Source organism: Curvibacter sp. Hmag1.1, assembly GCF_059769165.1.
In genome coordinates this window covers 653,738-680,168 of record NZ_JBMBGX010000002.1, presented here as the reverse complement: position 1 = coordinate 680,168, position 26,431 = coordinate 653,738, and the positions used below count along the sequence as shown (strand labels likewise).

Annotated in this window: 27 protein-coding genes and 1 tRNA gene; 23 read left to right on the top strand and 5 right to left on the bottom strand. The window is 55.6% G+C overall.

Translation table 11 applies throughout. From position 1 onward, the window contains the following. Window positions 1-97 precede the first annotated feature (97 nt). The 4 genes from ACOAP0_RS03650 to ACOAP0_RS03635 all read right to left on the bottom strand — a co-directional run bounded on the left by ACOAP0_RS03650 (window position 98) and on the right by ACOAP0_RS03635 (window position 4,157). On the bottom strand, window positions 98-925 hold the full coding sequence (locus tag ACOAP0_RS03650) for an ABC transporter ATP-binding protein (protein WP_498376103.1): 828 nt from the start codon (window positions 923-925) through the stop codon (window positions 98-100). 2 nt (window positions 926-927) lie between these two features. Beyond that, the gene (gene ntrB / locus ACOAP0_RS03645; protein ID WP_498375555.1) at window positions 928-1,866 is read right to left on the bottom strand and encodes a nitrate ABC transporter permease; all 939 of its coding nucleotides are present in this window, start codon (window positions 1,864-1,866) and stop codon (window positions 928-930) included. A gap of 9 nt (window positions 1,867-1,875) precedes the next feature. Next, window positions 1,876-3,120, bottom strand: coding sequence for a CmpA/NrtA family ABC transporter substrate-binding protein (locus tag ACOAP0_RS03640; protein ID WP_087494546.1), 1,245 nt, complete (start codon window positions 3,118-3,120; stop codon window positions 1,876-1,878). Between the two features lie 389 nt (window positions 3,121-3,509). After that, window positions 3,510-4,157 (bottom strand): ANTAR domain-containing response regulator, encoded by a 648-nt coding sequence (locus tag ACOAP0_RS03635; RefSeq protein WP_498375556.1) that lies wholly within the window; start codon window positions 4,155-4,157, stop codon window positions 3,510-3,512. A 105-nt stretch (window positions 4,158-4,262) separates the two neighbouring features. Here ACOAP0_RS03635 and tsaD point away from each other — a divergent pair, with 105 nt between their 5' ends. Then, entirely contained in the window at window positions 4,263-5,318 is a 1,056-nt protein-coding gene (gene tsaD / locus ACOAP0_RS03630) for a tRNA (adenosine(37)-N6)-threonylcarbamoyltransferase complex transferase subunit TsaD (RefSeq protein WP_498375557.1), read from the top strand. Window positions 5,319-5,397: 79 nt separating this feature from the next. Here the strand turns inward: tsaD and ACOAP0_RS03625 are convergent, their stop codons facing one another. Continuing rightward, window positions 5,398-5,787 carry an Hsp20/alpha crystallin family protein gene (locus ACOAP0_RS03625; protein WP_498375558.1) on the bottom strand — a complete coding sequence of 130 codons (390 nt, stop codon included), beginning with the start codon at window positions 5,785-5,787 and terminating at the stop codon, window positions 5,398-5,400. A gap of 323 nt (window positions 5,788-6,110) precedes the next feature. Between ACOAP0_RS03625 and rpsO the strand changes: the two genes are divergently transcribed. The 22 genes from rpsO (at window position 6,111) to ACOAP0_RS03515 (ending at window position 26,415) form a co-directional block, all read left to right on the top strand. Next, a complete protein-coding gene (rpsO, locus tag ACOAP0_RS03620) occupies window positions 6,111-6,377 on the top strand; it encodes a 30S ribosomal protein S15 (protein WP_293659965.1) in 267 nt (88 codons plus the stop codon). Between the two features lie 218 nt (window positions 6,378-6,595). Next, entirely contained in the window at window positions 6,596-8,701 is a 2,106-nt protein-coding gene (gene pnp / locus ACOAP0_RS03615; RefSeq protein WP_087494538.1) for a polyribonucleotide nucleotidyltransferase, read from the top strand. 68 nt (window positions 8,702-8,769) lie between these two features. Further along, window positions 8,770-9,783, top strand: coding sequence for an NAD(P)H-quinone oxidoreductase (locus tag ACOAP0_RS03610; protein ID WP_498375559.1), 1,014 nt, complete (start codon window positions 8,770-8,772; stop codon window positions 9,781-9,783). Next, a complete protein-coding gene (gene tpiA, locus ACOAP0_RS03605; protein WP_498375560.1) occupies window positions 9,780-10,532 on the top strand; it encodes a triose-phosphate isomerase in 753 nt (250 codons plus the stop codon). The genes ACOAP0_RS03610 and tpiA overlap by 4 nt, the downstream gene beginning before the upstream one ends. A gap of 25 nt (window positions 10,533-10,557) precedes the next feature. Then, window positions 10,558-10,917, top strand: a complete 360-nt coding sequence (gene secG, locus ACOAP0_RS03600; RefSeq protein WP_481872981.1) for a preprotein translocase subunit SecG — start codon at window positions 10,558-10,560, stop codon at window positions 10,915-10,917. A gap of 117 nt (window positions 10,918-11,034) precedes the next feature. After that, window positions 11,035-11,119: transfer RNA gene (locus tag ACOAP0_RS03595), tRNA-Leu, on the top strand. Between the two features lie 64 nt (window positions 11,120-11,183). After that, on the top strand, window positions 11,184-11,543 hold the full coding sequence (locus ACOAP0_RS03590; RefSeq protein ID WP_087494534.1) for an NADH-quinone oxidoreductase subunit A: 360 nt from the start codon (window positions 11,184-11,186) through the stop codon (window positions 11,541-11,543). 4 nt (window positions 11,544-11,547) lie between these two features. After that, window positions 11,548-12,027 (top strand): NuoB/complex I 20 kDa subunit family protein, encoded by a 480-nt coding sequence (locus ACOAP0_RS03585; protein WP_087494533.1) that lies wholly within the window; start codon window positions 11,548-11,550, stop codon window positions 12,025-12,027. Window positions 12,028-12,035: 8 nt separating this feature from the next. Further along, window positions 12,036-12,644, top strand: a complete 609-nt coding sequence (locus tag ACOAP0_RS03580; protein ID WP_498375561.1) for an NADH-quinone oxidoreductase subunit C — start codon at window positions 12,036-12,038, stop codon at window positions 12,642-12,644. Between the two features lie 11 nt (window positions 12,645-12,655). Next, window positions 12,656-13,909, top strand: coding sequence for an NADH-quinone oxidoreductase subunit D (locus ACOAP0_RS03575; RefSeq protein ID WP_087494531.1), 1,254 nt, complete (start codon window positions 12,656-12,658; stop codon window positions 13,907-13,909). Then, entirely contained in the window at window positions 13,906-14,397 is a 492-nt protein-coding gene (gene nuoE / locus ACOAP0_RS03570; RefSeq protein WP_498375562.1) for an NADH-quinone oxidoreductase subunit NuoE, read from the top strand. The genes ACOAP0_RS03575 and nuoE overlap by 4 nt, the downstream gene beginning before the upstream one ends. Beyond that, the gene (gene nuoF, locus ACOAP0_RS03565; protein WP_087494529.1) at window positions 14,394-15,746 is read left to right on the top strand and encodes an NADH-quinone oxidoreductase subunit NuoF; all 1,353 of its coding nucleotides are present in this window, start codon (window positions 14,394-14,396) and stop codon (window positions 15,744-15,746) included. The genes nuoE and nuoF overlap by 4 nt, the downstream gene beginning before the upstream one ends. Window positions 15,747-15,759: 13 nt before the next feature. After that, entirely contained in the window at window positions 15,760-17,883 is a 2,124-nt protein-coding gene (nuoG, locus tag ACOAP0_RS03560) for an NADH-quinone oxidoreductase subunit NuoG (RefSeq protein ID WP_498375563.1), read from the top strand. Continuing rightward, window positions 17,880-18,956, top strand: a complete 1,077-nt coding sequence (gene nuoH / locus ACOAP0_RS03555; protein WP_087494527.1) for an NADH-quinone oxidoreductase subunit NuoH — start codon at window positions 17,880-17,882, stop codon at window positions 18,954-18,956. The genes nuoG and nuoH overlap by 4 nt, the downstream gene beginning before the upstream one ends. A 13-nt stretch (window positions 18,957-18,969) precedes the next feature. After that, window positions 18,970-19,488, top strand: a complete 519-nt coding sequence (gene nuoI, locus ACOAP0_RS03550) for an NADH-quinone oxidoreductase subunit NuoI (RefSeq protein WP_313867174.1) — start codon at window positions 18,970-18,972, stop codon at window positions 19,486-19,488. A gap of 25 nt (window positions 19,489-19,513) precedes the next feature. Continuing rightward, window positions 19,514-20,152: an NADH-quinone oxidoreductase subunit J gene (locus ACOAP0_RS03545; protein WP_087494525.1), complete on the top strand. Its 639-nt coding sequence runs from the start codon at window positions 19,514-19,516 to the stop codon at window positions 20,150-20,152. Beyond that, window positions 20,149-20,457, top strand: coding sequence for an NADH-quinone oxidoreductase subunit NuoK (gene nuoK / locus ACOAP0_RS03540; protein ID WP_087494524.1), 309 nt, complete (start codon window positions 20,149-20,151; stop codon window positions 20,455-20,457). Before ACOAP0_RS03545 ends, nuoK begins: the two co-directional genes overlap by 4 nt. A gap of 4 nt (window positions 20,458-20,461) precedes the next feature. Continuing rightward, entirely contained in the window at window positions 20,462-22,480 is a 2,019-nt protein-coding gene (gene nuoL / locus ACOAP0_RS03535; protein ID WP_498375564.1) for an NADH-quinone oxidoreductase subunit L, read from the top strand. 12 nt (window positions 22,481-22,492) lie between these two features. Next, the gene (locus tag ACOAP0_RS03530; protein WP_087494522.1) at window positions 22,493-23,968 is read left to right on the top strand and encodes an NADH-quinone oxidoreductase subunit M; all 1,476 of its coding nucleotides are present in this window, start codon (window positions 22,493-22,495) and stop codon (window positions 23,966-23,968) included. A 24-nt stretch (window positions 23,969-23,992) separates the two neighbouring features. After that, window positions 23,993-25,483, top strand: a complete 1,491-nt coding sequence (gene nuoN / locus ACOAP0_RS03525; RefSeq protein WP_498375565.1) for an NADH-quinone oxidoreductase subunit NuoN — start codon at window positions 23,993-23,995, stop codon at window positions 25,481-25,483. 34 nt (window positions 25,484-25,517) lie between these two features. Beyond that, the gene (locus ACOAP0_RS03520; protein ID WP_087494521.1) at window positions 25,518-25,817 is read left to right on the top strand and encodes a DUF2818 family protein; all 300 of its coding nucleotides are present in this window, start codon (window positions 25,518-25,520) and stop codon (window positions 25,815-25,817) included. Next, window positions 25,810-26,415, top strand: coding sequence for an NUDIX domain-containing protein (locus tag ACOAP0_RS03515; RefSeq protein ID WP_498375566.1), 606 nt, complete (start codon window positions 25,810-25,812; stop codon window positions 26,413-26,415). The genes ACOAP0_RS03520 and ACOAP0_RS03515 overlap by 8 nt, the downstream gene beginning before the upstream one ends. The last annotated feature ends 16 nt before the right edge of the window (window positions 26,416-26,431 follow it).

Here is a 26,431-nt window from a genome sequence, read left to right as displayed (position 1 = left end):
AGCCTGGTCGACGCGAACAAATCAAATGTGGCTGTTAGCCCCCCTTTCCGCCCTGGCGGGGGTGGAAAGGGGCTTGGGGATAGGGGGGGAGTCCGCCTTAAGCGGCTTTCTCCACATGCCCCTGTCGGGTGTACAAAAAGTCAATCACCGCCTTGCGATAACCCAGGTATTCGGGGCTGTCCGCCAAAGCCACACGGTTACGGGGGCGGGGCAGGTCCACGCTCAGCACTTCGCCGATAGTGGCGGCCGGGCCGTTGGTCATCATCACGATCTTGTCAGACAGCAGCACGGCTTCGTCCACATCGTGGGTCACCATAACCACCGTGCTCTCAGTGCGGGCCACGATCTCCAGCAGCTCGTCTTGCAGCTTGGCGCGGGTCAGCGCATCCAGCGCGCCGAAGGGCTCGTCCATCAACAGCACTTTGGGCTCCATGGCCAGCGCACGGGCAATGCCCACGCGCTGCTTCATGCCACCGCTAATTTCACCGGGGCGCTTTTGCGCTGCGGCGGTCAGGCCCACCAGAGCCAGTGCGGCATCGGTGCGGGCCTTGAGCTGGGCTTTGGTTTCGGCCGGCGCGCCAGGGTTGCGGGTGCCGAACACGCGCTCCACGCCCAGATAAATGTTCTCGAAACAGGTCAGCCAAGGCAGCAGCGAATGGTTCTGAAACACTACCGCACGCTCGGGGCCAGGGCCGGCAATCTCGCGGCTTGCGCAGATGAGCGAGCCCTGGGTGGGCATGGTCAGGCCGGCGATCAGGTTGAGCAGGGTGGACTTGCCGCACCCGCTGTGGCCGATGAGGGCCACAAACTCGCCCTTGGCCACGTTGAGGTTGATGTCGCGCAGCGCGGGGAACAGACCTTTCTTGGTCTTGAAGGTCTGGTCCACGCCCTGGATTTCGATGTACTTCGTGTTCATGGATTCCATGCTCATGACTTCACCTCTTCAAATGTGAATGCAGTTGCCAACTTGATGAGCGCGTACTCGAGCAGCAGACCCACGATGCCGATCACGAAGATGGCGATGATGATGTTCTTGACGTTGAGGTTGTTCCACTCGTCCCAGACCCAGAAGCCGATGCCCACGCCGCCGGTCAGCATCTCGGCGGCGACGATCACCAACCAGGCCGTACCGACCGCCAGGCGCACGCCGGTCAGCATGTAGGGCAGCACGGAGGGAAAGAGAATCTTGGTGACGATCTTCCACTCGCTAAGGTTGAGCACGCGGGCCACGTTCATGTAGTCCTGCGGTACGCGCTGCACGCCCACGGCGGTGTTGATGATCATGGGCCAGATGGAGCAGATAAAGATGGTCCAAATGGCAGCCGGGTTGGCGCCCTTGAACACCAGCAAACCGATAGGCAACCAGGCCAGTGGCGACACAGGTCGCAGCAGGCTGATGAGCGGATTGAACATTCGGCTCAAGAACTCAAACCGGCCGATCATGAAACCCACCGGAATCCCCACGACTGCCGCCAGGCCGAAGCCCATGGCCACGCGCTTGAGCGAGTACAGAATGTTCCAGCCCACACCCTGATCGTTGGGCCCTTTGCTGTAGAACGGGTCGCTAAAGATCACCACGGCCTGCTTCCAGGTCTCCAGTGGGCTGGGGATGGAACTGGCCGTCCCTATGCTCACCATCGCCCAGATGCCGATCAGCAATGCCAGCCCGAACAAGGGTGGCAAGACTTTCAGCAACAGGCCGCTCCAGTCGTAACCGGGGGTCGCTTGCTCTTGCCATGCCGGTTTTGCGGATTGTGCTTCCTTCAGGCTTCCAGCGCCCGCAGAATGTGCGGGAGCAGCTTCTGTTTTGATAGCAGTGCCATCCGCGGCTGCTGCGATCGGTGAGTGGAATACGGCGCTGACCATGTGTGTTCCTTAGGCTTTGATTTTGAAACCGTCGGCGTATTTCTTGGGGTCTTTGCCGTCCCACACCATGCCGTCGATCAGCTTGCTGCTGCGCATGTCGCTCTTGGGCAGGGGTGTCTTGGTGGCGGTTGCAGCCTGCTTGTAGATCTCGATCTGGTTGATCTGTTTGGCAACTGCCAGGTAGTCAGGGTGGTCTTTGAGCAAGCCCCAACGCTTGTGCTGTGTCAGGAACCACATGCCATCCGACAGGTAGGGGAAGTTCACCGCGCCGTCGTTGTAGAACTTCATGAAGTTCGGGTCATCCCAGGTCTTGCCCAGACCGTTCTGGTAGCGGCCCAGGATGCGCTGGTTGATGGCGTCCACGCTGGTGTTCACGTAGCTCTTGTCGGCAATGGTTTCGGCCATCTTGTTCTTGTTGGACAAGCCGGCGTCAATCCACTTGCTGGCTTCCAGAATGGCGGCGGTCACCGCGCGTGCGGTGTTGGGGTACTTCTTCACGAAGTCACCGGTGGTGCCCAGCACTTTTTCAGGATGGTCTTTCCAGATGTCCTGGGTGGTTTGTGCGGTGATGCCGATGCCGTCGATGATGGCGCGGTGGCCCCAGGGTTCGCCCACGCAGTAGCCGTCCATGTTGCCCACACGCATGTTGGCCACCATCTGGGGGGGAGGCACGGTGATGGCCTTGGCATCTTGCAGCGGATTGATACCGTGGGTTGCCAACCAGTAGTACAGCCACATGGCATGGGTGCCTGTGGGGAAGGTTTGCGCAAAGGTGTATTCGCGCTTGTCGGTCTGCATCAGCTTGGCCAGGCTGGGGCCGTCGATCGCGCCCTTTTCAGCCAGCTTTTTGGACAGGGTGATCGCCTGGCCGTTGTGGTTCAAGGTGGCCAGCACAGCCATGTCTTTCTTGGGGCCGCCGATGCCGAGGTGTACGCCGTAAACCAGACCGTAGAGCACGTGGGCGAAGTCCAGCTCGCCGTTAACCAGTTTGTCGCGCACGCCGGCCCAGCTGGCTTCCTTGGTGGGGATGATCTTGACGCCGTATTTCTGGTCGATGCCCAGGACGGAGGCCATCACCACGCTGGCGCAGTCGGTCAGCGGGATGAAGCCGATCTTGACTTCTGTTTTCTCAGGAGCGTCGGAACCTGCGGCATACACCGCAGCGCGCAGCGCAGGGTCAATGCCGATGGCGCCCACGGCAGCGGTTTGCAGAACAGCGCGGCGGCTGAGTTTGGCTTTCAGAAGATCCGTCATGTCAGTAGCTCCAGAAGGTTTAAACACACAAAACAAAGGCAGAAAACAAAAAGGCGTCCACACGGGGTTCGACGCGCTGTGCGCAATCGAACCCGTGGGGACGCCTTTGTCCTTTTGCATTCACCCAGCCCGCCGTTGGACGGGGCGTTTGCATGACCGTTACCGGTCTTGTCAGGACTAATGCAATGTCTGTGCCAGGTGCTTTGGGTGTCTGCCCTTGCTTTTCTGAAGAGTTTGAAAATGCCTGTTTGCTATAAAAATATGAGCTGCTCACGCAGTATTTTCGGGCGCAAAGGCCGCTTTTCGCGCAGAACTTCGAGGCAATCGTCATCATGGCGGGGCACGCACTGCTTGTGTGCAGTGCACCATTCCGGGCCTTAGGCCGTCGTTTAACCCAGCAAGTCCGCCACGTCGAGCATGCGCTGGGCGACTTCCACAATCTTCAGGTTCTTGTCCATCGCGGTTTTGCGCAGCTTGGCGTAGGCGGCCTCTTCGCTGAGCTGCTGGCGCTGCATCAGCAGGGTTTTGGCCCGGTCTATGACTTTGCGGTCCTGCAGGGCGGAGGAGAGTTCGTTCAGCTCATTGCGGGTGTCGGCCAGCTCGCGGCGCAAGGCCTGGTCCTGCTCAAAGCGTGCCATGGCCACATCCAGAATCGGCCGGATTCGCTCGGCTTGCAGGCCAGCCACAATGTAGGCCGACACACCAGCCGCCACGGCTTCGCGGGCGGTGCGGGTGTCGTGGTCGTTGGTGAACATCACGATAGGGCGGCGCTCATCGCGGGTGGCCATCACCACATGTTCCAGGGCGTCCCGCGCATCGCTTTCCGCGTCCACGATGATCATGTCAGGCTGCAACTGCGCGAGTCGCTCGGTCAAAAACACGTCAGCGGGCAGGGATGCGATCAGGTTGAAGCCGCTCTCCAGCAGCCCGATGCGCAAGCTGCGCGATCGCTCGGCCTGGTCAAGCGCGTGGGTGTCCTCCGGGTCTTCCACGACCAGGTCAGAGGTGATCACAACAATACGCAGGGGCTCGGACATGAAAAAACGGCGTGCAAGATTTGAGCCAATTCTAGTTAGCGGGCCAGCTGCACCTTGGCTTTATGGGGCCATCCTCTACACTCGGCGCCTCTGAAGGAAACAAGCATGCTGGTGTTGGGGATCGAGTCGTCGTGTGATGAAACAGGTGTGGCCATGGTGCAGTCGCAGGGCGACGCGGTGCCCACGCTGTTGGCGCACGCCCTGCATAGCCAGATCGAGATGCACCAGGCCTTCGGCGGCGTGGTGCCCGAGCTGGCCAGCCGCGACCACATCCGCCGCGTGTTGCCCCTGACCCGCCAAGTGTTGGCCGACAGCGGCCGCAATTTGCAAGAGGTGGATGTGGTTGCCTACACCCGTGGCCCCGGTCTGGCCGGCGCTTTGCTGGTGGGCGCCGGCGTGGCTTGTGCGCTGGGTGCAGCCCTGGGCAAGCCCGTGCTGGGGGTGCACCACTTGGAAGGCCATTTGCTTTCGCCGTTTTTGAGCGAAGACCCGCCTGAATTTCCGTTTGTGGCCTTGCTGGTCTCCGGTGGTCACACCCAATTGATGCGGGTCGATGGCGTCGGGCATTACGAATTGCTGGGAGAAACTATCGATGACGCAGCGGGCGAGGCCTTTGACAAATCCGCCAAGCTGATGGGGCTGGCGTATCCCGGCGGGCCTTTGCTCTCCAAGCTCGCGGAGTCGGGCGACCCCAAAGCGTATGCACTGCCACGGCCCTTGTTGCACAGCGGTAATCTGGATTTTTCGTTCGCCGGGCTCAAAACCGCAGTACTGGTGCAGAGCCAGCGCATTTTGGCGGCAGGTGGTGTCACCAGCTTTCAGGCACTGCCTGCGCAACAGCAGGCGGATCTGGCGGCGTCTACCCAAGCGGCCATTGTGGAAGTCTTGCTTAAGAAGGCGGTCGCCGCCCTGAAGCAGACAGGGCTCAAGCGCCTGGTGGTGGCGGGTGGCGTGGGCGCCAATCGCCAATTGCGCGAGCAGCTCAATGCCGAATGTGCCAAACGGGGCGTGCGAGTGCACTACCCTGAGTTGCATCTGTGCACCGACAACGGCGCCATGATTGCCATGGCAGCCGCCATGCGCATGCAAAGCGGCCTGCAGCAGGCCGTGACCGACTACGCGTTCGACGTCAAACCCCGCTGGCCCCTGCATTCACTGTAAAAGTACTGCCAGCGCCCGTCCATGGTGCGCGGGAAGCTCCTTATTTGATAGCGGATGCGGGGCTCTGCGGCGAATGCGCTTACTGGATGCTGAGTTCGGCGGAGGTGTCCACCGGCACTTTTTTGGCCAGTTTGAGGGTCAGCACGCCGTTTTCCAGCTTGGCTTCGCTCAGGGCGCTGTCCACTTCCTGGGGGAATTCGTAGGCGGCGCGGTACCGGCGGGGTGCGTCGTCTTTGCTTTGGATGCGGACCACCGCGCCGTCGATGGCGATGCGCAGATGTTCCTTGGCGATGCCGGGCACATCGAGGCTCAGGGTAAAGCTGGTTTCGTCTTGGGTATAAGCAGCGCCGGACTGGCGGGCGGAGAGCAGCGCGTCATTCAAAAAACGCTCTACGGTGCGACCGCCGTGGGCGTAGGCGGGGCGGCGCAAGGAGGCTTGGAAGGCAGCAGGGGCAGTGGCGAAGAACATATGGGATTTCCTTAACAAGGGCGGCGCTCACCGTGATTGCCGCATGGTCCCTAACTGCGCTCCGCACCCGGCATTTCAAGCAAAAAATGGCAACTTTATTGTTGGCCTTGTCCTCTTGAAAAAGCGCACAGAGTCGTTATCTGGCGCGGGTTCCGGGAGGATTTGATCTTTGGCTCCTGCCTTGGTATTGGGTTGGGGCCGGGGGGCGCATTTCGCCAGCAGCCCGCTTCGGGATATAATCGACAGGCTTTGCATTGGGCAAGGCGCACGCCAAGAGCCGTTCCAGCACCTGGCGCAAGTCAAAACATCAAAAGGAAAAACACATGATCGCTTCCAGCATCAAAGCTGCCGTTGTCAAAGACAACGCCCGTTCCGCTACCGACACAGGTAGCCCAGAAGTGCAAGTGGCACTGCTGACAGCCCGTATCAACGAGCTGACTCCTCACTTCAAGACCCACGCCAAAGACCACCATGGTCGTCGCGGTTTGCTGCGTATGGTGAGCCGTCGCCGTAAGCTGTTGGACTACTTGAACTCCAAGGACCACGACCGCTATGTGGCCCTGATCGCGAAATTGGGTCTGCGCAAGTAAGCGACTGACTGAATGACGAACGCCTGAGTTAGGTCACTAGCTCAGGCGTTTTTTACTTCGGAGACTGCAAAAACAGAACGAAGCTGTGTCATTCCAAAGCCGTTGCTCCGAAAAGGGCAGTGTTTCTGGAATGGCATCGTGGACTGTGTTGTGGAATCCGGGCTGTGGCGGGATGGCCTGCATCCCCCGAACAACTTGATACTCACAGGAGATTCACCATGAGCATTTTCAACAAAGTTACCAAGACTTTCCAATGGGGTCAGCACACCGTGACCATGGAAACCGGCGAAATCGCTCGCCAATCCACCGGCGCCGTGTTGCTGGACATGGACGGCACCGTGGTTTTGGCCACTGTAGTCGGCAAGACTGAAGGCAAGCCCGGTCAAGACTTTTTCCCCTTGACTGTTGACTACCTGGAAAAGTCGTACGCCGCTGGCAAGATCCCCGGCAGCTTTTTCAAGCGCGAAGGCCGCCCCAGCGAATTTGAAACGCTGACCAGCCGTCTGATCGACCGCCCCATCCGCCCCCTGTTCCCAGAAGGCTTCTTCAACGAAGTGCACGTCGTGGTGCACACCGTGTCCTTGAACCCCGAAGTGGATGCAGACATTGCAGCCATGATCGCGGTGAGCGCGGCTCTGTCCGTGTCTGGCATCCCGTTCAACGGCCCCATCGGCGCTGCCCGCGTGGGTTATGTCAACGGCGAATACGTGCTGAACCCCGGCCAGACCGCACGCAAAGATTCCATCATGGACTTGGTGGTTGCAGGTACCGAAGCCGCGGTGTTGATGGTTGAGTCCGAAGCACAACAGCTGTCCGAAGAAGTGATGTTGGGCGCTGTGGTTTACGGCCACGAGCAGAGCAAGACCGCTATCAACGCCATCCACGAACTCGTGCGTGACGCCGGCAAGCCCGTGTGGGACTGGAAGGCTCCTGCCCGTGATGAAGCCTTGATCGCCAAGGTCGATGCCCACGGCAAAGACAAGCTGGTGGCTGCTTACCAAATCCGCAACAAACAAGCCCGTACCCAAGCCTGTCGCGCCGCTTACGCAGACGTGTTTGCCGGTTTGAAGGCGGACGGCGTCGAGTTCGACAGCGTCAAGGTCGAAGGCATGCTGTTTGACATTGAAGCCAAGATCGTGCGCGGCCAAATTCTGGCAGGCGAGCCCCGTATCGACGGTCGCGATACACGCACGGTGCGCGCTATCGAAATCCGTAACGGCGTGCTGCCCCGCACCCACGGTTCTTCCCTGTTCACCCGTGGTGAAACCCAGGCTTTGGTGATCGCCACTTTGGGTACCGAGCGTGATGCACAGCGTATCGACGCCTTGAGTGGCGAGTACGAAGACCGCTTCATGCTGCACTACAACATGCCCCCCTTCGCCACTGGTGAAACCGGCCGCGTGGGTACGCCCAAGCGCCGCGAAATCGGTCACGGCCGTTTGGCCAAACGTGCTTTGGTCGCCGTGTTGCCGACCAAAGAAGAGTTCCCTTACTCCCTGCGCGTGGTGTCGGAAATCACCGAGTCCAACGGCTCGTCTTCCATGGCTTCTGTGTGCGGTGGCTGCTTGTCCCTGATGGACGCAGGTGTGCCTTTGAAGGCACACGTGGCCGGTATCGCTATGGGATTGATCAAGGAAGACAACCGCTTCGCGGTGTTGACCGACATCCTGGGTGACGAAGATCACTTGGGCGATATGGACTTCAAGGTTGCTGGTACCACCAACGGTATCACCGCGCTGCAGATGGACATCAAAATCCAGGGCATCACCAAGGAAATCATGCAAGTCGCGTTGGCACAGGCCAAAGAAGCGCGCGTGCACATCCTGGGCGAAATGCAAAAGTCCATGGCGGAAGCCCGTACCGAAGTGTCCAACTTTGCACCGCGTCTGTTCAGCTTCAAGATCAACCCCGAAAAGATCCGTGACGTGATCGGCAAGGGCGGTTCTGTGATCCGTGCGTTGACCGAAGAAACCGGCACCCAGATCAACATCGAAGAAGACGGCACCATCACCATCGCTTCCAGCGATCCAGCCAAGGCGGAAGAAGCCAAGCGCCGCATCGAGCAGATCACTGCAGAAGTCGAAATCGGCAAGGTGTACGAAGGCCCGATCACCAAGATCCTGGATTTCGGTGCACTGGTGAACCTGCTGCCGGGCAAGGACGGCTTGTTGCACATCAGCCAGATCGCTCATGAGCGCGTCGAGAAGGTCACGGACTACCTGTCTGAAGGCCAGATCGTGAAGGTCAAGGTTCTGGAAACCGACGAAAAGGGCCGCATCAAGCTGTCCATGAAGGCTTTGATCGAGCGTCCTGCGCAAGAGTAAACCTTCCGTCTGCTATTGATTTGGTAGCTGCTCGCGCATACTTGGCGAGCGCTGCCGGTCGATTCGATATGAGAGCATTTGAAATCACATCTCCCGGTGCGCCGGACGTTTTGCGTCTGGTGGATCGCCCTGCGCCGAAGTTCGGGGCAGGGGAGTTGTGCATCCGTGTGAGCGCCAGTGGCGTCAACCGGCCCGATGTGTTGCAGCGGTTGGGTAAGTACCCGGCACCTGCAGGCGCATCCGACATCCCGGGTCTGGAGGTGGCGGGCATGATCGTCGAAGGTGATGCCGAGGCCTTGGCGCAAGCCGGGCTCAAGCTCGGAGATCGTGTGTGCGCGCTGGTAGCGGGTGGAGGCTACGCCGAGTTGTGTGTAGCTCCCGTAGCCCAGTGCCTGCCAGTGCCGGATGGCTGGTCTGACGTGGAAGCAGCAGGTCTGCCGGAAACCTACTTCACGGTGTGGAGCAACGTGTTCGAGCGTGGCCGCTTGCAATCCGGTGAGGTCTTGCTGGTGCAGGGTGGTACCAGTGGTATCGGGGTCACAGCGATCCAGTTGGCCAAATCGCTGGGCGCTACCGTCATTGCAACGGCCGGATCGGATGAGAAGTGCGCGGCGTCCCTGAAATTGGGTGCCGACTTCGCGATCAACTATCGCACCCAGGATTTCGAGGCGGAAGCGTTGCGAATCACGGGTGGGCGTGGTGTCGATGTCATCCTGGACATGGTGGCAGGGCCCTACGTGGCCAAAGAAGTCCAGTGCCTTGCAGAAGATGGTCGATTGGTCATCATTGCCGTGCAAGGCGGTGTGCAGTCTGAAGTCAATGCCGGTTTGATACTGCGTAAACGGTTGACTGTCACGGGTTCCACCTTGCGTGCACGGCCTGTGGCCTTCAAGGCGGCGATCGCCAGCGCTTTGCGCAAACATGTCTGGCCGCTCTTGGCGGACAAAAACGTTCGCCCTGTCGTACATCAGGTGTTTGCTGTAGGTGCCGCACAGACTTCAGAGGCTGCAGCACAAGCGCATGCAGTAATGGAGAGCAATGCGCATATCGGAAAGCTAGTTTTGAATTGGGAACCCGCATGAAAAAGAAATTGATTGCCGGCAACTGGAAGATGAACGGTAGCTTGGCTGCAAACGCGGCTTTGCTGGACCAACTGCATTCCGGCTTGCCTGCGGCCTCCTGTTTGGTTGCGGTATGTGTGCCGGCAGCGTATTTGCACCAGGTCATTTCAGTAATTAAACCGGTGGGCGCGCTTGCTGTGGGGGCGCAAGACGTGTCTGCATTTGATTCAGGTGCCTACACCGGCGAGACATCGGCAGCCATGTTGCGTGACCTCGGTGTGCACTATGCCATCGTCGGCCACTCCGAGCGTCGTCAATACCATGGCGAAACCGATGCCATCGTTGCGACCAAAGCGCAAAAGGCCTTGGCAGCTGGTGTGACGCCCATCGTGTGTGTGGGTGAAACTTTGGAAGAGCGTGAAGCCGGCAAAACAGTGGAAGTGGTGAAGCGTCAATTGGCTGCTGTGATTCATGCCAATGGACATTGCATCAGTGAAATTGTGGTGGCGTATGAACCTGTTTGGGCGATTGGCACCGGCAAGACCGCCACCCCTGAGCAGGCGCAAGAAGTCCATGCAGTGTTGCGTGGGCAGCTGGCAGCGGCTACGCCTCATGCGGACCGCGTTCACATCTTGTACGGGGGCAGCATGAATGCAGCCAATGCCCAGCAATTGCTGGCGCAGAAGGATATTGATGGCGGCTTGGTGGGCGGTGCATCACTCAAGGCGGCAGACTTTTTAACCATCATCACTGCCGCGTCGGCAGCCTGATTGAATTTGAATTTAGGAGTAGTTTATGAACATCGTTATCACCATTATTTTGACTGTCCAATTGCTGGCTGCAGTAGCCATGATCGGGTTGATCCTGGTGCAGCACGGCAAGGGTGCTGACATGGGCGCTGCTTTTGGCAGCGGCGGCTCCGGTAGCCTGTTTGGAGCCAGTGGAAGTGCCAACTTCCTTTCCCGCACCACCGCCGTGTTGGCGACCGTGTTTTTTGTCTCCACCCTTGCATTGGCATACTTCGGCAACTTGCGCCCTGCCAGTTCCGGTTCGGTCCTGGAAGGCGCAGCTGTAGTGGCCCCGGCCGTTGCGCCCGTGGCCGAAACTGCACCTGCGACCCCTGCATCCGGCGCGGCACAGATTCCAGCGAAATAAACCTCCTTTTAAAACCCTTCCCCCCGCTGTGAAGAGGGGAAATTCAGGGTAAACTCTAGGGCTGGTGAATAAGCAAATGCCGAAAGGCTCCTCACGCAAATTCATCAGCTGAGAGCCGCCGTCGTGGTGAAATTGGTAGACACGCTATCTTGAGGGGGTAGTGGCGAAAGCTGTGCGAGTTCGAGTCTCGCCGACGGCACCAGAAAAAATCAGCTTGCGCGGGTTCTACCCCTGTAGCAGGCATTCACGGTGATCAGAATTTCAAGATGAACCTCGATCAATATCTCCCCGTTCTGCTGTTCATCTTGGTCGGTATCGGCATCGGTGTGGTGCCTCAGGTGCTCGGCTACATACTCGGGCCCAACAAGCCCGATGCGGCAAAAAACTCCCCCTATGAATGCGGTTTCGAGGCATTTGAAGATGCCCGGATGAAGTTCGACGTTCGGTACTACCTCGTCGCGATTTTGTTTATCTTGTTTGACTTGGAAACAGCCTTTCTGTTTCCATGGGCGGTATCTCTCAAGGAACTTGGTCTCTTCGGGTTCCTGATCGGTGTCGAGTTTGTGGTTATCTTGACCATCGGATTCGTCTACATGTGGAAAAAAGGCGCTCTGGACTGGGAGTAACGCAATGATTGAAGGCGTTTTGAATGAAGGCTTCGTCACGACGAGTTACGACTCGGTTGTGAATTGGGCAAAAACCGGTTCTATTTGGCCCATGACCTTCGGGTTGGCCTGCTGTGCTGTGGAGATGATGCATGCCGCTGCAGCGCGCTACGACATCAGCCGCTTCGGCTCAGAGGTGTTTCGCGCAAGCCCCCGCCAATCCGATTTGATGATCGTGGCGGGCACCCTTTGCAACAAGATGGCCCCCGCACTCCGCAAGGTGTACGACCAGATGTCAGAGCCCCGTTGGGTCCTCAGCATGGGCTCGTGTGCCAACGGTGGTGGCTACTATCACTACAGCTACTCGGTAGTCCGCGGGTGCGATCGTATCGTTCCTGTTGATGTGTACGTGCCTGGCTGCCCCCCCACCGCAGAAGCGCTGCTTTACGGCATATTGCAGCTGCAGCAGAAAATTCGTCGTACTCAGACGATTGCCCGGGCCTAAGGCTGTCTATGACCACTTTTGCAATTCATCCCGAAGTCACTAAAGCAGCTGTTGAGGCTGTATTGGGTGACAAAGTGAAGCACATCGATATCGCTCTGGGCGAGGTTACGGTTCTGGTTTCTGCCCAGCATTACCACGCCGCAGCCGAGATTCTGCGTACTGCGCCAGGATGCCAGTTCGAGCAGTTGATCGATCTGTGCGGCGTTGATTACTCTGAATACAAAGAGGGTGCCTACGATGGTCCCCGTTATGCAGTCGTCAGTCACCTGCTGTCCATCAGCTTGAACCAGCGGCTGCGCCTCAAAGTGATGGCGCCCGATGACGATATGCCCTTGGTGGCTTCCGTGAACGACATCTGGAATTCGGCCAACTGGTTTGAGCGCGAGGCATTCGATTTGTTTGGCATCATTTTTGAAGGGCATGACGACTTGCGCCGTATCCTGACGGATTACGGCTTCATCGGCCACCCCTTCCGCAAAGATTTTCCTATGACCGGTCACGTGGAAATGCGCTATGACGCGGAGCAAGCGCGAGTGGTGTATCAGCCGGTAACGATTGAAGCGCGTGAAATAACGCCTCGCATCATTCGTGAAGACAAATACGGAGGCCTGCAGTAAGCAGTTGACGCATGGCTGAAATTAAGAACTACACATTGAACTTCGGCCCGCAGCACCCTGCGGCGCACGGAGTTTTGCGCTTGGTGCTCGAGTTGGATGGGGAAGTTATCCAACGAGCGGATCCGCACATCGGTTTGTTGCATCGGGCTACTGAAAAGCTGGCCGAAAGCAAGACGTATATCCAGTCGCTTCCCTACATGGACAGGTTGGATTACGTGTCGATGATGTGCAATGAGCATGCCTATTGCCTGGCTATCGAAAAGTTGCTGGGTATTGAAGTGCCGATTCGTGCGCAGTACATCCGCGTCATGTATTCCGAAATCACCCGTTTGCTGAACCATCTGATGTGGTTGGGTTCGCACGGGAATGATTGCGGCAGCTCGACCATCCTCATCTACACCTTCCGTGAGCGCGAAGACCTGTTTGACATGTACGAGGCGGCCAGTGGCGCCCGTATGCATGCGGCGTATTTCCGCCCGGGCGGCGTCTATCGTGATCTGCCTGACACGATGCCGCAATTCAAGGCAAGCAAGGTCCGGAATGCCAAAGGTGTCGAGGAGCTCAACCGCAACCGCCAAGGCTCGCTGTTGGACTTCATCGATGACTTCGCTCAACGTTTCCCTGCGTGCCTTGACGAGTACCACACGCTCTTGACCGAGAACCGTATCTGGAAGCAGCGTACTGTCAATATTGGTATCGTTTCACCAGAGCGCGCTTTGAACATGGGCTTTTCCGGCCCGATGTTGCGTGGTTCTGGCATTGCATGGGATCTGCGCAAGAAGCAACCGTACGATGCCTACGATAAAGTAGAGTTTGATATTCCAGTGGGCAAAACAGGTGACGTGTACGACCGTTACCTCGTGCGCATGGAAGAAATGAAGCAATCCAATCGCATCATCAAACAATGCGTCGATTGGTTGAAAGCTAACCCCGGTCCGGTGATTACTGACAACCACAAGGTTGCACCTCCATCGCGCGAAGCGATGAAGACCAGCATGGAAGAGCTGATTCACCACTTCAAGTTGTTCACCGAAGGCTTCCGCGTTCCCGAAGGTGAGGCCTACGCAGCTGTAGAACACCCGAAGGGTGAATTCGGCATCTACATCGTGAGCGATGGAGCAAACAAACCCTATCGTTTGAAGATCCGTCCACCGGGCTTTGTGCATCTCGCCGCCTTGAACGAGATGGCAAAGGGTCACATGATCGCTGACGCCGTTTCCATTATTGGAACCATGGATATCGTTTTTGGAGAGATTGATCGATGATCTCCGCTGCCACCAAATCGCGCTTTGATCGCGAAGTCGCCAAATACCCTGCAGATCAAAAGCAATCTGCAGTGATGGCTTGTTTGGCCATCGTTCAGCAAGAACTGGGTTTCGTCAGTGCCGAGAGCGAGAAAGTGATTGCCGAGCATCTCGGCATGGCACCTATGGCTGTCCATGAGGTGACCACTTTTTACAACATGTACAACCAACGTCCCGTTGGTAGATTCAAACTGAACGTTTGCACAAACTTGCCTTGTCAATTGCGTGATGGACAAAAGGCGCTGCACCATCTGGAATCCAAATTGGGTATTCAAATGGGTGAGACAACACCCGACGGTCTGTTTACTCTGCAACAGAGTGAATGCTTGGGTGCCTGCGCAGATTCCCCAGTGATGTTGGTGAACGATCGTGCAATGTGCAGCTTTATGTCGAACGACAAGCTGGACCAACTGGTCGACGAACTGCGTGCCTCGGAAGGACAAGCATGAGCGCAGATACGATTTTGGCGAAGTTCAGTGCCAAGGGCACTGAGACTTGCTTTCATGACCGTCACATCAATCCACAGATTTATGCGGGTTTGAATGGATCCAATTGGAGCTTGCAGGACTATGTGGCCCGTGGCGGCTATCAGGCGCTTCGCAAGATTCTGGGCAAGGATGGCGGTGAGGGTCTGACACAAGACCAGGTCATTGCCACTGTCAAAGAGTCTGGCTTGCGTGGTCGAGGCGGTGCCGGTTTCCCAACTGGATTGAAATGGAGCTTCATGCCCCGTCAGTTTCCAGGTCAAAAGTACTTGGTTTGCAATTCTGACGAGGGTGAACCTGGTACTTGCAAAGATCGTGACATCCTGCAGTTCAATCCGCACATAGTGATTGAGGGAATGGCGATTGCAGCCTACGCGATGGGAATTACTGTCGGGTATAACTACATCCACGGTGAAATTTTCGCGTCCTACGATCGCTTCGAAGCGGCACTGGAAGAGGCAAGAGCAGCCGGCTTTCTGGGCGACAACATTCTCGGCAGCAACTTCAGCTTCCAGTTGCATGCGGCGCACGGGTTCGGTGCCTACATCTGTGGTGAAGAAACCGCGTTGCTGGAGTCCCTGGAGGGGAAGAAGGGCCAACCACGATTCAAGCCACCGTTCCCGGCAAGCTTCGGCTTGTATGGCAAGCCGACGACCATCAACAATACAGAGACGTTTGCGGCCGTTCCATGGATCATTCGCAATGGTGGTCAAGCCTATCTCGAGTGTGGAAAGCCCAATAACGGCGGGACAAAGATTTACTCTGTGAGTGGTGATGTGGAGCGCCCCGGGAACTACGAAATTCCGATGGGAACTCCTTTCTCCAAACTATTGGAGTTGGCTGGCGGTGTGCGTGGTGGTCGAAACCTCAAGGCGGTTATTCCCGGAGGTTCTTCATCCCCGGTATTGCCCGCTTCCATCATCATGGAATGCACGATGGACTACGACTCGATCGCAAAAGCCGGTTCCATGTTGGGGTCGGGTGCAGTGATCGTCATGGATGAAACCCGTTGCATGGTCAAAGCGCTTCAGCGTTTGAGCTACTTCTATATGCATGAATCCTGCGGACAATGCACGCCTTGCCGTGAAGGTACGGGATGGTTGTCTCGCATGGTTGACCGCATCGAAGGTGGACAAGGTCGTCCTAGCGACATGGATTTGCTGGATAACGTTGCAGAGAACATCCAAGGCCGCACGATTTGCGCGCTGGGTGATGCGGCGGCGATGCCTGTGCGCGCCATGATCAAGCATTTCCGTCATGAATTTGAGTACCACGTAGAGCACAAGACCTGCATGGTCCCAGCTTACGTTTGAGCGAGTCCACAAGATGATTGAAATCGAACTCGACGGCAAGAAGGTGGAAATTGCTGAAGGCAGTATGGTGATGCATGCTGCCGACAAGGCGGGCACCTATATCCCCCATTTTTGTTATCACAAAAAACTGAGCATTGCGGCGAACTGCCGTATGTGTCTGGTGGACGTGGAAAAAATGCCCAAGCCAATGCCGGCCTGTGCAACTCCTGTCACCAACGGAATGATTGTCCGAACCAAGAGCGACAAAGCTATCAAGGCGCAAAAGTCTGTGATGGAGTTCCTCTTGATCAATCACCCGCTGGACTGCCCGATCTGCGATCAAGGCGGTGAATGCCAGCTTCAGGATTTGGCGGTAGGCTATGGTGGATCTTCTTCCCGATACGAAGAAGAGAAGCGAGTCGTGTTCCACAAAGACGTGGGCCCCCTCATTTCCATGGAAGAAATGAGCCGATGCATCCATTGCACACGTTGCGTGCGTTTCGGTCAGGAAGTGGCCGGCGTCATGGAACTGGGTATGTCACATCGCGGGGAACATGCCGAAATTGAAACGTTCATCGGTCAAAGTGTTGATTCCGAACTTTCCGGCAACATGATCGATATCTGCCCGGTCGGTGCATTGACTAGCAAGCCATTCCGATACAGCGCACGTACTTGGGAATTGTCTCGACGCAAGTCAGTGAGCCCCCATGATTCGACGGGCGCCAATCTGATTGTTCAGGTCAAGAACAATCAGGTGATGCGTGTAGTGCCCCTGGAAAACGAAGCGGTCAACGAGTGCTGGATTGCGGATCGGGATCGGTTTTCTTACGAAGCTTTGAACGGTGCTGATCGCTTGACATCGCCCATGATAAAGCAGGGTGGTGAATGGAAGACGGTCGACTGGCAAACCGCCCTCGAGTATGTCGCCAATGGCATGAAGCAGATTAAGGCCAACCATGGTGCGAATACTGTGGGTGCTTTAGTAAGCCCGCACAGCACGCTAGAGGAGCTTTTCTTGGCGAAAAGCCTCATGAATGGCTTCGGATCCGACAGTTTGGATTTCCGTTTGCGCCACGCAGAGTTTGCACGTCCAAATGGTGTTCCTTATTTGGGTACCTCTATCTCGGCTTTGAGTACTTTGCAGCGTGTGTTAGTTGTGGGCGCAAATCTCCGCAAGGACCACCCCTTGTTTGCTCAACGCATCCGCCAAGCTTGCAAGGCGGGAGCCCGTGTACATGCGATCGCAGATTCTGCTCAAGATTGGGCTATGCCGCTGGCTTCCATGCAAGTGATTGAGTCCGCGGTGTGGGCTCAAGCCCTGGCCGACATTGCTACAGCAGTCGGCGAGCAGGCTGGCGTACAAGCACCCGTATCGGGAACCGCAACAGACGCTGCGCGGGCTGTTGCTGCTTCGCTGCTGGGTGGTGAGCGCAAGGCCATTTTGTTGGGTAACGCTGTCGCTCACCATGCCAAATCCAGCAGCTTGGCGACCATTGCCAATTGGATTGGTGCTCAGACAGGTGCGACAGTAGGATTTTTGACGGAAGCCGCCAACACAGTGGGTGCCTATGCAGTTGGTGCATTGCCAGCCGCTGATGGATTTAGTGCAGGTCAGATGCTGACCGGTGCACTCAAGGCAGCAATCTTGTTGAATGTGGAGCCTGAGTTTGATTCAGCAACCGGCGCAGCTGCCAAGCAAGGCTTGATGGGTGCTGAAATGGTAGTGACCTTAAGTCCATTCAAATCGAACATGACCTTCAGTGATGTGCTGCTCCCCATTGCGCCATTCACTGAGACATCCGGTTCTTTCGCCAATGCTGAAGGACGTGTTCAAAGCTTCCATGCGGTAGTCAAACCCCTGGGTGAGACCCGTCCCGCATGGAAGGTATTGCGCGTATTGGCTAATTTGCTGGATGTGCCAGGGATGAGTTTCGAATCTACGCAGGACGTGCTGTCCGCGATGGCCACGACCGGAATTGATAGCAAAACCGTCGCAACAGATCGGCTCAACAATACCTTCAACGGCAGTATTGATTTGACCCCCGCTGAAGTCCGACCAGCGGTAGCCAGCATTTATCAGTTGGACGGCATGGTGCGCCGCTCCGGATCATTGCAGTTGACTGCCGATGCGCGCGCTGCACAAGAGGTGGCCGCATGATCGATGCAATCTACAACTTTGGATTGGGCTTGTTTGCGGCTCCTGCTTGGGCTGCTGCGATATGGCCGGTAATTTGGACACTCATCAAGATTGTCGTCTTGGTTTTGCCGCTGATGGGCGCCGTCGCATATCTCACTTTGTGGGAGCGCAAATATTTGGGATGGATGCAGGTGCGCCTCGGGCCGAACCGTGTGGGCCCCGGTGGTCTGTTGCAACCTATTGCCGACGCCCTCAAGCTCTTGACCAAGGAAATTTTGGTTCCTACCGCTGCGAGCAAAGGTTTGTTTTTCATTGGCCCCATTCTCACCATCATGCCCGCATTGGCTGCTTGGGCGGTGGTTCCGTTTGGTCCCGATGTGGCCCTGGCAAACATTAATGCCGGCTTGCTTTTCTTGATGGCCATCACCTCGCTGGAGGTGTACGGTGTTGTGATCGCCGGGTGGGCCTCAAACTCTAAGTACTCCTTCCTGGGGGCTTTGCGCGCGTCTGCGCAAATGGTGAGCTATGAAATCGCGATGGGGTTTTGCTTGGTCATCGTCCTGATGGTCGCGGGTTCCATGAACATGACTGAGATAGTCCTGGGTCAGGGCAAAGGTTATTTCGCAGACAAGGGTCTGAGTTTCTTGTCTTGGAATTGGCTGCCTTTGCTACCAGTCTTCGTGGTGTATTTCATTTCCGGCCTCGCAGAGACCAACCGCCACCCGTTCGACGTTGTCGAAGGTGAAGCTGAGATCGTTGCGGGACACATGGTCGAGTATTCGGGAATGTCCTTTGCCATGTTTTATTTGGCCGAGTACGTGAACATGTGGCTGGTCTCCATTTTGGCGGTAGTGATGTTCTTGGGCGGCTGGTATTCACCGGTGGCTGCCTTGGATTTCATCCCCGGATGGATCTGGTTAGGAGCCAAAACATTTTTCATGGTTAGCCTGTTCATCTGGATTCGCGCGACTTTTCCCCGATTCCGGTACGACCAAATCATGCGTCTCGGCTGGAAGGTATTTATTCCTGTGACCCTGGTCTGGCTGCTGGTGGTTGGCGTCTGGATGCAGACACCTTTCAACATCTGGAATTGAAAGGGCAATCGAAATGACCGCAACTATTCAACGTTCTACACCTGCATTTTCTTTGAAAGATTTCCTGAGCAGCTTCCTTTTGCTGGAGCTGATGAAGGGAATGGCTTTAACGGGACGCTACTTGTTCCGTCGCAAGGTAACGGTTCAATTCCCTGAAGAGAAAACTCCTCTTTCTCCTCGTTTTCGCGGATTGCACGCTTTGCGACGCTATGAAAACGGCGAAGAGCGATGCATCGCATGCAAGCTGTGTGAGGCTGTTTGTCCAGCCATGGCGATCACGATTGAATCGGATGTTCGCGATGACGGTTCCCGTCGTACAACACGGTACGACATCGACTTGACCAAGTGCATCTTCTGCGGCTTTTGTGAAGAAAGTTGTCCAGTCGACTCCATCGTGGAAACCCACATTTTGGAATACCACGGTGAGAAGCGTGGCGACTTGTACTTCACCAAGGACATGTTGCTGGCAGTCGGTGATCGCTACGAATCCGAAATTGCTGCCAACAAGCAGGCTGATGCCAAATACCGATGAATTGCCGCAAGAAAGCCCTTGAATCATGAACGTAACGACTGGACTTTTTTACGTCTTTTCTGCGGTGTTGCTCTTCGCCGCATTCCGCGTAATTACAGCGCGGAATCCGGTGCATGCAGCGCTGTATCTGGTTCTGACCTTTTTCCAAGCTGCCATGATCTGGATGCTGTTGAAGGCCGAGTTCCTGTCCATCACGCTGGTGCTGGTCTATGTGGGTGCTGTCATGGTGTTGTTCCTGTTCGTCGTGATGATGATGGATATCAACGTTGAGAACCTGCGCGTTGGCTTCTGGAAGCATTTTCCTCTGGCTGCCATCGTTGGTGTAGTGATCGCACTGGAAATGGCCGCAGTCTTGATGGGCGGATTCCGCGTCGTCGATGATCCTAATGCTGTAGCGACCGCTGCCGAAGCGAACAATGCCAAGGAACTGGGCAAGTTGCTTTTTACGCAATATCTGGTGCAGCTTGAGGTGGCAGCTGCCATTTTGTTGGTAGCGATGATTGCTGCGATCGCTTTGACATTGCGTGCACGCAAAGACAGCAAATACGTCTCCCCTGGCGATCAGGTCCGTGTGCGTTCTGCAGACCGTATGACCGTCGTCAAAATGGACGCAACCCAAGCAGCGGTTGCGCCAGTTGCTGAAGTTTCGGAGCCAAAAGCATGATCTTGACCCTTGGACATTTTCTCTCGTTGGGTGCGATGCTGTTCGCGCTGTCAGTGGTCGGAATTTTTTTGAATCGGCGGAACCTGATCGTGTTGCTGATGGCAATCGAACTGATGTTGTTGGCTGTCAATACCAACTTTGTGGCTTTCTCTCACTACCTGCACGACATGCACGGTCAGATTTTTGTTTTCTTCATCTTGACCGTTGCTGCTGCTGAGTCTGCCATCGGCCTTGCGATTTTGGTCTTGTTGTTCCGTAACAAGTCCAGTATCAGCGTGGATGAGCTCAATACCTTGAAGGGCTAATCGAATGAGCCAGACCCTTTCTGCTTCCACATTGCTGGCGGTGCCCCTTGCACCGTTGGCAGGTGCGGTTCTCGCCGGTGTGTTCGGTACTAAATTTGGTGGTAATTGGATTGGCCGTAAGCTCAGTCACAGCCTCACCATTCTGGGTGTTTTCGTTGCATTCGTCTTGTCTGCGATGACCTTGATGTCTGTGGTGAACGACGGTGCACGTTTTAACGAAACGATCTACACGTGGATGATCGTCGGCGGTTTGAAGATGGAGATCGGCTTCCTGGTCGACTCCTTGACTGCCATGATGATGTGTGTGGTTACCTTCGTTTCGCTGATGGTGCACCTCTACACCGTCGGTTACATGGAGGAGGATGAGGGATACAACCGCTTCTTTGCCTACATCTCCCTGTTCACTTTCTCCATGTTGATGCTCGTCATGAGCAACAACCTGTTGCAGTTGTTTTTCGGTTGGGAAGCAGTGGGTCTGGTGTCTTATTTGTTGATTGGATTCTGGTTCAACAAGCCGACAGCCATCTTTGCCAACATGAAGGCCTTCCTGGTCAACCGGGTAGGTGACTTTGGCTTCATTCTTGGCATTGGTTTGATCGGTGCCTATACCGGTAGCCTCAACTACTCTGAGGTGTTCGCAAAATCTGCCGATCTGTCAGCGCTGGTGTTTCCGGGTACCGATTGGATGTTGGTCACGGTGATTTGCATCTGCCTGTTCATTGGGGCCATGGGTAAATCTGCGCAGTTCCCACTGCATCTGTGGTTGCCTGACTCCATGGAAGGTCCCACACCCATTTCTGCGTTGATTCACGCTGCCACCATGGTGACCGCCGGCATCTTCATGGTGTCCCGCATGTCTCCTTTGTTCGAGCTAAGCGATACGGCCCTCAACTTCATCTTGGTAATCGGGTCCATCACCGCGCTTTTCATGGGTTTCCTCGGGATCATCCAAAACGACATCAAGCGTGTGGTGGCCTATTCCACGCTTTCCCAGCTCGGGTACATGACGGTCGCCCTCGGCGTCTCGGCCTACTCCGTTGCAGTATTCCATTTGATGACCCACGCGTTCTTCAAGGCGTTGCTATTTTTGGGCGCGGGTTCGGTGATTATGGGCGTTCACCACAACCAGGACATTCGTTGGATGGGTGGTCTGCGTAAATACATGCCAGTGACTTGGATCACCTCCTTGCTGGGATCGCTGGCCTTGATTGGTACGCCTTTCTTCTCGGGTTTCTACTCCAAGGACAGCATCATTGAGGCTGTCCACGCAAGTCACTTGCCAGGAGCTGGATTTGCGAATTTTGCGGTCCTCGCCGGTGTGTTCGTGACAGCGTTCTACTCCTTCCGGATGTATTTCTTGGTGTTCCATGGCAAGGAAAGATTCGATCAGAACCCCGACGCGCACCATGATGACCATCACGGCCATGATCATCACCATGACGCGAAGCCACATGAATCTCCTTGGGTGGTGTGGGTACCCCTTGTCCTCTTGGCGATTCCGTCGGTTCTGATCGGTTATTTCACGATTGAACCCATGTTGCATGGGGACTTCTTCAGGGGGGTGATTTTCGTCAATCACGAACTACATCCTGCAATGGAAGAATTGTCTGCCGAGTTCCATGGAGCCGCAGCGATGGCGTTTCACTCGCTTACAACCCTGCCACTGTGGTTGGCCATTGCCGGTGTGGTGACGTCGTATGTTTTCTACATGATGTATCCAGCCATACCCGCTGCCATCAAGCGTGCGGCCCATCCGGTCTACACCCTGTTGGAGAACAAGTATTACCTCGACTGGATCAATGAAAACATTCTGGCACGTGGTGCACGCATGCTCGGTACCGGGCTTTGGAAAGTCGGTGACCAGACGTTAATTGACGGTGCTGTTGTCAATGGTTCCTGGAAGCTGGTGGGACTGTTTTCTGGTTTGGTTCGCAAGGCTCAGTCCGGATATCTGTACCACTACGCGCTGATCATGATTCTCGGCGTGTTTGTGTTGATGACATATTTCGTCTGGCTCAAGTAGGAGAAAAAGAATATGGGTTTGTTGAGCCTTTCTATTTGGGTGCCGATTGCCTTTGGTGTTTTGCTGCTTGCGCTCGGGCGTGATGAGCAGGCAAATGCAGTGCGATGGGTGGCGTTGATCGGTGCTGTTGTGAGCTTGTTGTTGACCCTGCCTTTGTATGGACAGTTCGACAACAGCACAGCCGCCATGCAGTTTGTTGAGAACGTTCCTTGGATTGAACGTTTTAATGTCAATTACCACCTCGGGTTGGATGGCATTTCGTTCTGGTTTGTGCCCTTAACCGCGTTTATCACGGTGATCGTCGTGATTGCCGCGTGGGAGGTGATTACCCAACGCGTGAATCAATACATGGGCGCGTTCCTCATATTAAGTGGGCTCATGATCGGTGTGTTTTCCGCGTTGGACGGCATGCTGTTTTATGTGTTCTTTGAGGCGACCTTGATCCCGATGTACCTGATCATCGGTATCTGGGGTGGTCCCAACAAGATCTATGCAGCGTTCAAGTTTTTCTTGTACACGCTTCTTGGCTCTTTGTTGATGCTGATTGCGTTGATTTTCCTCTACACCCAGTCGGGCGGCAGCTTTGAACTGGCGAAGTGGCATGCGCTGCCCTTGGGGCAGACGGCACAAACGCTGCTGTTCTTTGCATTTTTTGCGGCCTTCGCCGTGAAGGTTCCCATGTGGCCCGTCCACACTTGGCTGCCTGACGTGCACGTGGAAGCACCTACGGGTGGCTCTGCAGTGCTGGCTGCAATCATGTTGAAACTGGGTGCCTACGGTTTCTTGCGTTTTTCAATGCCTATCGCACCTGATGCTGCGCATGCTTATGGCGGCTTCATGGTGGCGCTGTCGTTGATTGCCGTTGTGTATGTGGGCCTGGTCGCGATGGTTCAACAGGACATGAAAAAGCTTGTAGCCTATTCGTCTGTTGCGCACATGGGTTTTGTGACCCTCGGCTTTTTCATCTTCAATGACTTAGGTGTTTCAGGAGGATTGGTGCAGATGATCGCGCACGGTTTTGTGTCCGGCGCCATGTTCCTGTCTATTGGTGTGTTGTACGACCGTGTTCACTCCCGTGAAATTGCCAGCTACGGCGGTGTCGTGAACACCATGCCCAAGTTTGCTGCCTTTGCCTTACTGTTTGCCATGGCGAACTGCGGCTTGCCGGGAACTGCAGGCTTCGTCGGTGAGTGGATGGTCATTCTGGGTGCAGTCAAGTTCAATTTCTGGATTGGTTTTGCGGCAGCCAGTGCTCTGATTTTCGGTGCGGCATACACACTTTGGATGTTCAAACGCGTGTACCTGGGCCCTGTAACCAATGATGATGTCAAAGAACTCACAGACATCAACGCCCGTGAATTTCTGATGCTTGGCTTGTTGGCAATTGCGGTGCTCGCTATGGGCTTGTATCCCAAGCCCTTCACGGATGTGATGGACGTGTCGGTGGCAGAACTGCTAAAGCATGTTGCCATTTCCAAATTGAACTGATCAAACTGAATTGAGAGACGAATGATGATTGACACAATCAGTTGGATCACGGTGTATCCAGAGATCGTTTTGATGGTGATGGCGTGCGCTATCCTGTTGATCGATCTGGGAGTAAAAACGCCCTTGCGTAACCTCACCTATGTCCTGACCATGTTGACCTTGGCGGTAGTTGCCGCCTTGGAAGCACACTTGGCAACGGCCGGACAGACCTACTATGGTTTTGGAAACATGGTCGTAAGCGATGCAATGGGTAATTGGCTCAAGTGTTTCGCTGCGATCGCCGTCATGGTGTCTCTGGTGTACGCGCGTCCTTACGCAGGTCATCGCGACATGCTTCGTGGTGGCGAATTGTTCACGCTGAACATGTTGTCTCTGCTTGGCATGTTCGTCATGATTTCGTCCAACAACCTGTTGTTGACGTACATGGGTCTGGAATTGTTGACTTTGTCCAGCTATGCCTTGGTTGCATTGCGTCGTGACAATGTGTCGGCCACTGAAGCGGCGATGAAGTATTTCGTTCTGGGGGCCATGGCTTCCGGTTTCCTGCTGTATGGCATGTCCATGTTGTATGGCGCCACCGGCACACTGGATATCACCCAGTTGTTCAAATCCATCTCAAGTGGGCAGATCCGTCCGGATGTATTGGTGTTCGGTCTGGTGTTCATCGTCGCGGGTCTCGCGTTCAAATTGGGTGTAGTGCCATTCCACATGTGGATTCCCGACGTTTATCAGGGTGCGCCTACAGCTGTCACCTTGATGATCGGTGGTGCACCCAAGCTAGCCGCTTTTGCTATCTGCATCCGTTTGTTGGTGGAAGGGATGCGTCCATTGGCTGGCGACTGGCAACAGATGTTGATGGTTCTGTCAGTAGGCTCCTTGTTGATTGGCAACTTGGCTGCCATTGCCCAGACCAATCTGAAACGCATGTTGGCGTTTTCCACAATTTCCCAAATGGGTTTCGTATTGTTGGGTCTGATGTCCGGCGTAGTGAACGGTGATGCGGTTACCTTTGCCGCCAACGCCTACAGCTCTTCGATGTTTTACGTCATCACTTACGTGCTGACTACGCTGGCTACTTTCGGTGTCATCCTGCTCTTGTCCCGCGAAGGTTTCGAGAGCGAAGAAATCTCCGACTTTGCCGGCTTGAATCAGCGTAGCCCGCTGTATGCCGCCGTCATGGCGATCTGCGCATTCTCTCTGGCAGGTATTCCTCCGATGGTCGGGTTCTATGCCAAGCTATCAGTGTTGCAAGCCTTGGTGGTTTCCGGTCAGCCACTTTATTTGGGAATGGCGATCTTTGCAGTCTTGATGTCGCTAGTGGGTGCTTTCTACTACCTGCGTTTGGTAAAGGTCATGTATTTTGATGAGCCGATTACCGCGACAACCGTTAATGCGCCCGCTGACGTGCGCGTGGTGCTCTCTATCAATGGTGCATTGGTCCTGATTCTCGGATTGGCCCCAGGCAGCCTGATGGCACTGTGTGCATCATCGGTGCGGCAGATGCTGGGCATGTGATCGCAACCAGCCTTCGTCTGGGTTCTTTCAAATGATGGGTAATTCGCCGTACGTGCTGGTCCTGTTGTTGGCCGGGCTGATTGCGGCGAATTTGCCGTTTGCGACCTCCCGCTTTTTCGGCTTATTTGGTTCAGCTTCGAAGTCGCTCGCTCTGCGTTTGGTGGAGTTGGTGGTCCTCTATTTTCTGGTTGGTGGTTTGGGGCTGCTTCTGGAAAAGAATGCGGGTCAGATTGCTCCCCAAGGCTGGGAGTTTTATGCCATCACCGCGACGCTTTTCCTGACTTTCGCGTTTCCGGGTTTTGTCTATCGTTATCTCCTCAAGCACCATGACTGATTCCAGTGGCATAGCCCACTTGCTCGAAACCCAAGTTTCCAGCGAAGACATGGTCAAAGGTAGCTTTTTGCATGCCCGGCGCGACATCGTCTCGTTGCCAGATGGGAACCACGCTACCCGTGAATATGTGGTGCATCCCGGGGCAGTCATGGTCGTGCCTTTGATCGAATCCCCGGGGCAACCTTTGCGTGTGGTACTGGAGCACCAATATCGTTACCCCGTGCAGCGAGTCATGATTGAGTTTCCTGCCGGCAAGTTGGATGCAGGCGAGAGCACTGCCCACTGTGCCCAGCGGGAGCTCTTTGAGGAAACCGGCTATCGAGCTTCAGATTGGTCCAAAGCAGGTGTCATTCACCCCGTCATCGCTTATTCGACCGAATTCATTGAGGTTTGGTTTGCCAAAGGACTTGTTGCCGGAGAGCGCAAATTGGACAGCGGTGAATTTTTGGATGTCTTCACAGCTTCTGCAGATGAATTGATTAGATGGTGTCTGGACGGCCGGGTGACAGACGCCAAGACAATTGCTGCAGCGATGTGGCTTCAAGGCTACCAGTCTGGAGCATGGACTCCGGTTTGGTCGTCCACTTCACCGGACTAACGGTTTCTGCGATGCC

What these genes read in the sequence shown, in the direction of transcription:
- nuoE (WP_498375562.1), top strand. Translation starts at nt 13,906, where the DNA reads ATGATCTCCGCTGCCACCAAATCGCGCTTTGATCGCGAAGTCGCCAAA.
- ACOAP0_RS03640 (WP_087494546.1), bottom strand. Translation starts at nt 3,120, where the DNA reads ATGACGGATCTTCTGAAAGCCAAACTCAGCCGCCGCGCTGTTCTGCAA.
- ACOAP0_RS03530 (WP_087494522.1), top strand. Translation starts at nt 22,493, where the DNA reads ATGGGTTTGTTGAGCCTTTCTATTTGGGTGCCGATTGCCTTTGGTGTT.
- secG (WP_481872981.1), top strand. Translation starts at nt 10,558, where the DNA reads ATGAACATCGTTATCACCATTATTTTGACTGTCCAATTGCTGGCTGCA.
- ntrB (WP_498375555.1), bottom strand. Translation starts at nt 1,866, where the DNA reads ATGGTCAGCGCCGTATTCCACTCACCGATCGCAGCAGCCGCGGATGGC.
- nuoK (WP_087494524.1), top strand. Translation starts at nt 20,149, where the DNA reads ATGATCTTGACCCTTGGACATTTTCTCTCGTTGGGTGCGATGCTGTTC.
- ACOAP0_RS03580 (WP_498375561.1), top strand. Translation starts at nt 12,036, where the DNA reads ATGACCACTTTTGCAATTCATCCCGAAGTCACTAAAGCAGCTGTTGAG.
- nuoH (WP_087494527.1), top strand. Translation starts at nt 17,880, where the DNA reads ATGATCGATGCAATCTACAACTTTGGATTGGGCTTGTTTGCGGCTCCT.
- pnp (WP_087494538.1), top strand. Translation starts at nt 6,596, where the DNA reads ATGAGCATTTTCAACAAAGTTACCAAGACTTTCCAATGGGGTCAGCAC.
- ACOAP0_RS03575 (WP_087494531.1), top strand. Translation starts at nt 12,656, where the DNA reads ATGGCTGAAATTAAGAACTACACATTGAACTTCGGCCCGCAGCACCCT.
- nuoG (WP_498375563.1), top strand. Translation starts at nt 15,760, where the DNA reads ATGATTGAAATCGAACTCGACGGCAAGAAGGTGGAAATTGCTGAAGGC.
- nuoL (WP_498375564.1), top strand. Translation starts at nt 20,462, where the DNA reads ATGAGCCAGACCCTTTCTGCTTCCACATTGCTGGCGGTGCCCCTTGCA.
- tsaD (WP_498375557.1), top strand. Translation starts at nt 4,263, where the DNA reads ATGCTGGTGTTGGGGATCGAGTCGTCGTGTGATGAAACAGGTGTGGCC.
- tpiA (WP_498375560.1), top strand. Translation starts at nt 9,780, where the DNA reads ATGAAAAAGAAATTGATTGCCGGCAACTGGAAGATGAACGGTAGCTTG.
- nuoN (WP_498375565.1), top strand. Translation starts at nt 23,993, where the DNA reads ATGATTGACACAATCAGTTGGATCACGGTGTATCCAGAGATCGTTTTG.
- ACOAP0_RS03585 (WP_087494533.1), top strand. Translation starts at nt 11,548, where the DNA reads ATGATTGAAGGCGTTTTGAATGAAGGCTTCGTCACGACGAGTTACGAC.
- nuoI (WP_313867174.1), top strand. Translation starts at nt 18,970, where the DNA reads ATGACCGCAACTATTCAACGTTCTACACCTGCATTTTCTTTGAAAGAT.
- ACOAP0_RS03625 (WP_498375558.1), bottom strand. Translation starts at nt 5,787, where the DNA reads ATGTTCTTCGCCACTGCCCCTGCTGCCTTCCAAGCCTCCTTGCGCCGC.
- ACOAP0_RS03545 (WP_087494525.1), top strand. Translation starts at nt 19,514, where the DNA reads ATGAACGTAACGACTGGACTTTTTTACGTCTTTTCTGCGGTGTTGCTC.
- ACOAP0_RS03650 (WP_498376103.1), bottom strand. Translation starts at nt 925, where the DNA reads ATGGAATCCATGAACACGAAGTACATCGAAATCCAGGGCGTGGACCAG.
- ACOAP0_RS03635 (WP_498375556.1), bottom strand. Translation starts at nt 4,157, where the DNA reads ATGTCCGAGCCCCTGCGTATTGTTGTGATCACCTCTGACCTGGTCGTG.
- ACOAP0_RS03590 (WP_087494534.1), top strand. Translation starts at nt 11,184, where the DNA reads ATGAACCTCGATCAATATCTCCCCGTTCTGCTGTTCATCTTGGTCGGT.
- ACOAP0_RS03520 (WP_087494521.1), top strand. Translation starts at nt 25,518, where the DNA reads ATGGGTAATTCGCCGTACGTGCTGGTCCTGTTGTTGGCCGGGCTGATT.
- nuoF (WP_087494529.1), top strand. Translation starts at nt 14,394, where the DNA reads ATGAGCGCAGATACGATTTTGGCGAAGTTCAGTGCCAAGGGCACTGAG.
- ACOAP0_RS03515 (WP_498375566.1), top strand. Translation starts at nt 25,810, where the DNA reads ATGACTGATTCCAGTGGCATAGCCCACTTGCTCGAAACCCAAGTTTCC.
- rpsO (WP_293659965.1), top strand. Translation starts at nt 6,111, where the DNA reads ATGATCGCTTCCAGCATCAAAGCTGCCGTTGTCAAAGACAACGCCCGT.
- ACOAP0_RS03610 (WP_498375559.1), top strand. Translation starts at nt 8,770, where the DNA reads ATGAGAGCATTTGAAATCACATCTCCCGGTGCGCCGGACGTTTTGCGT.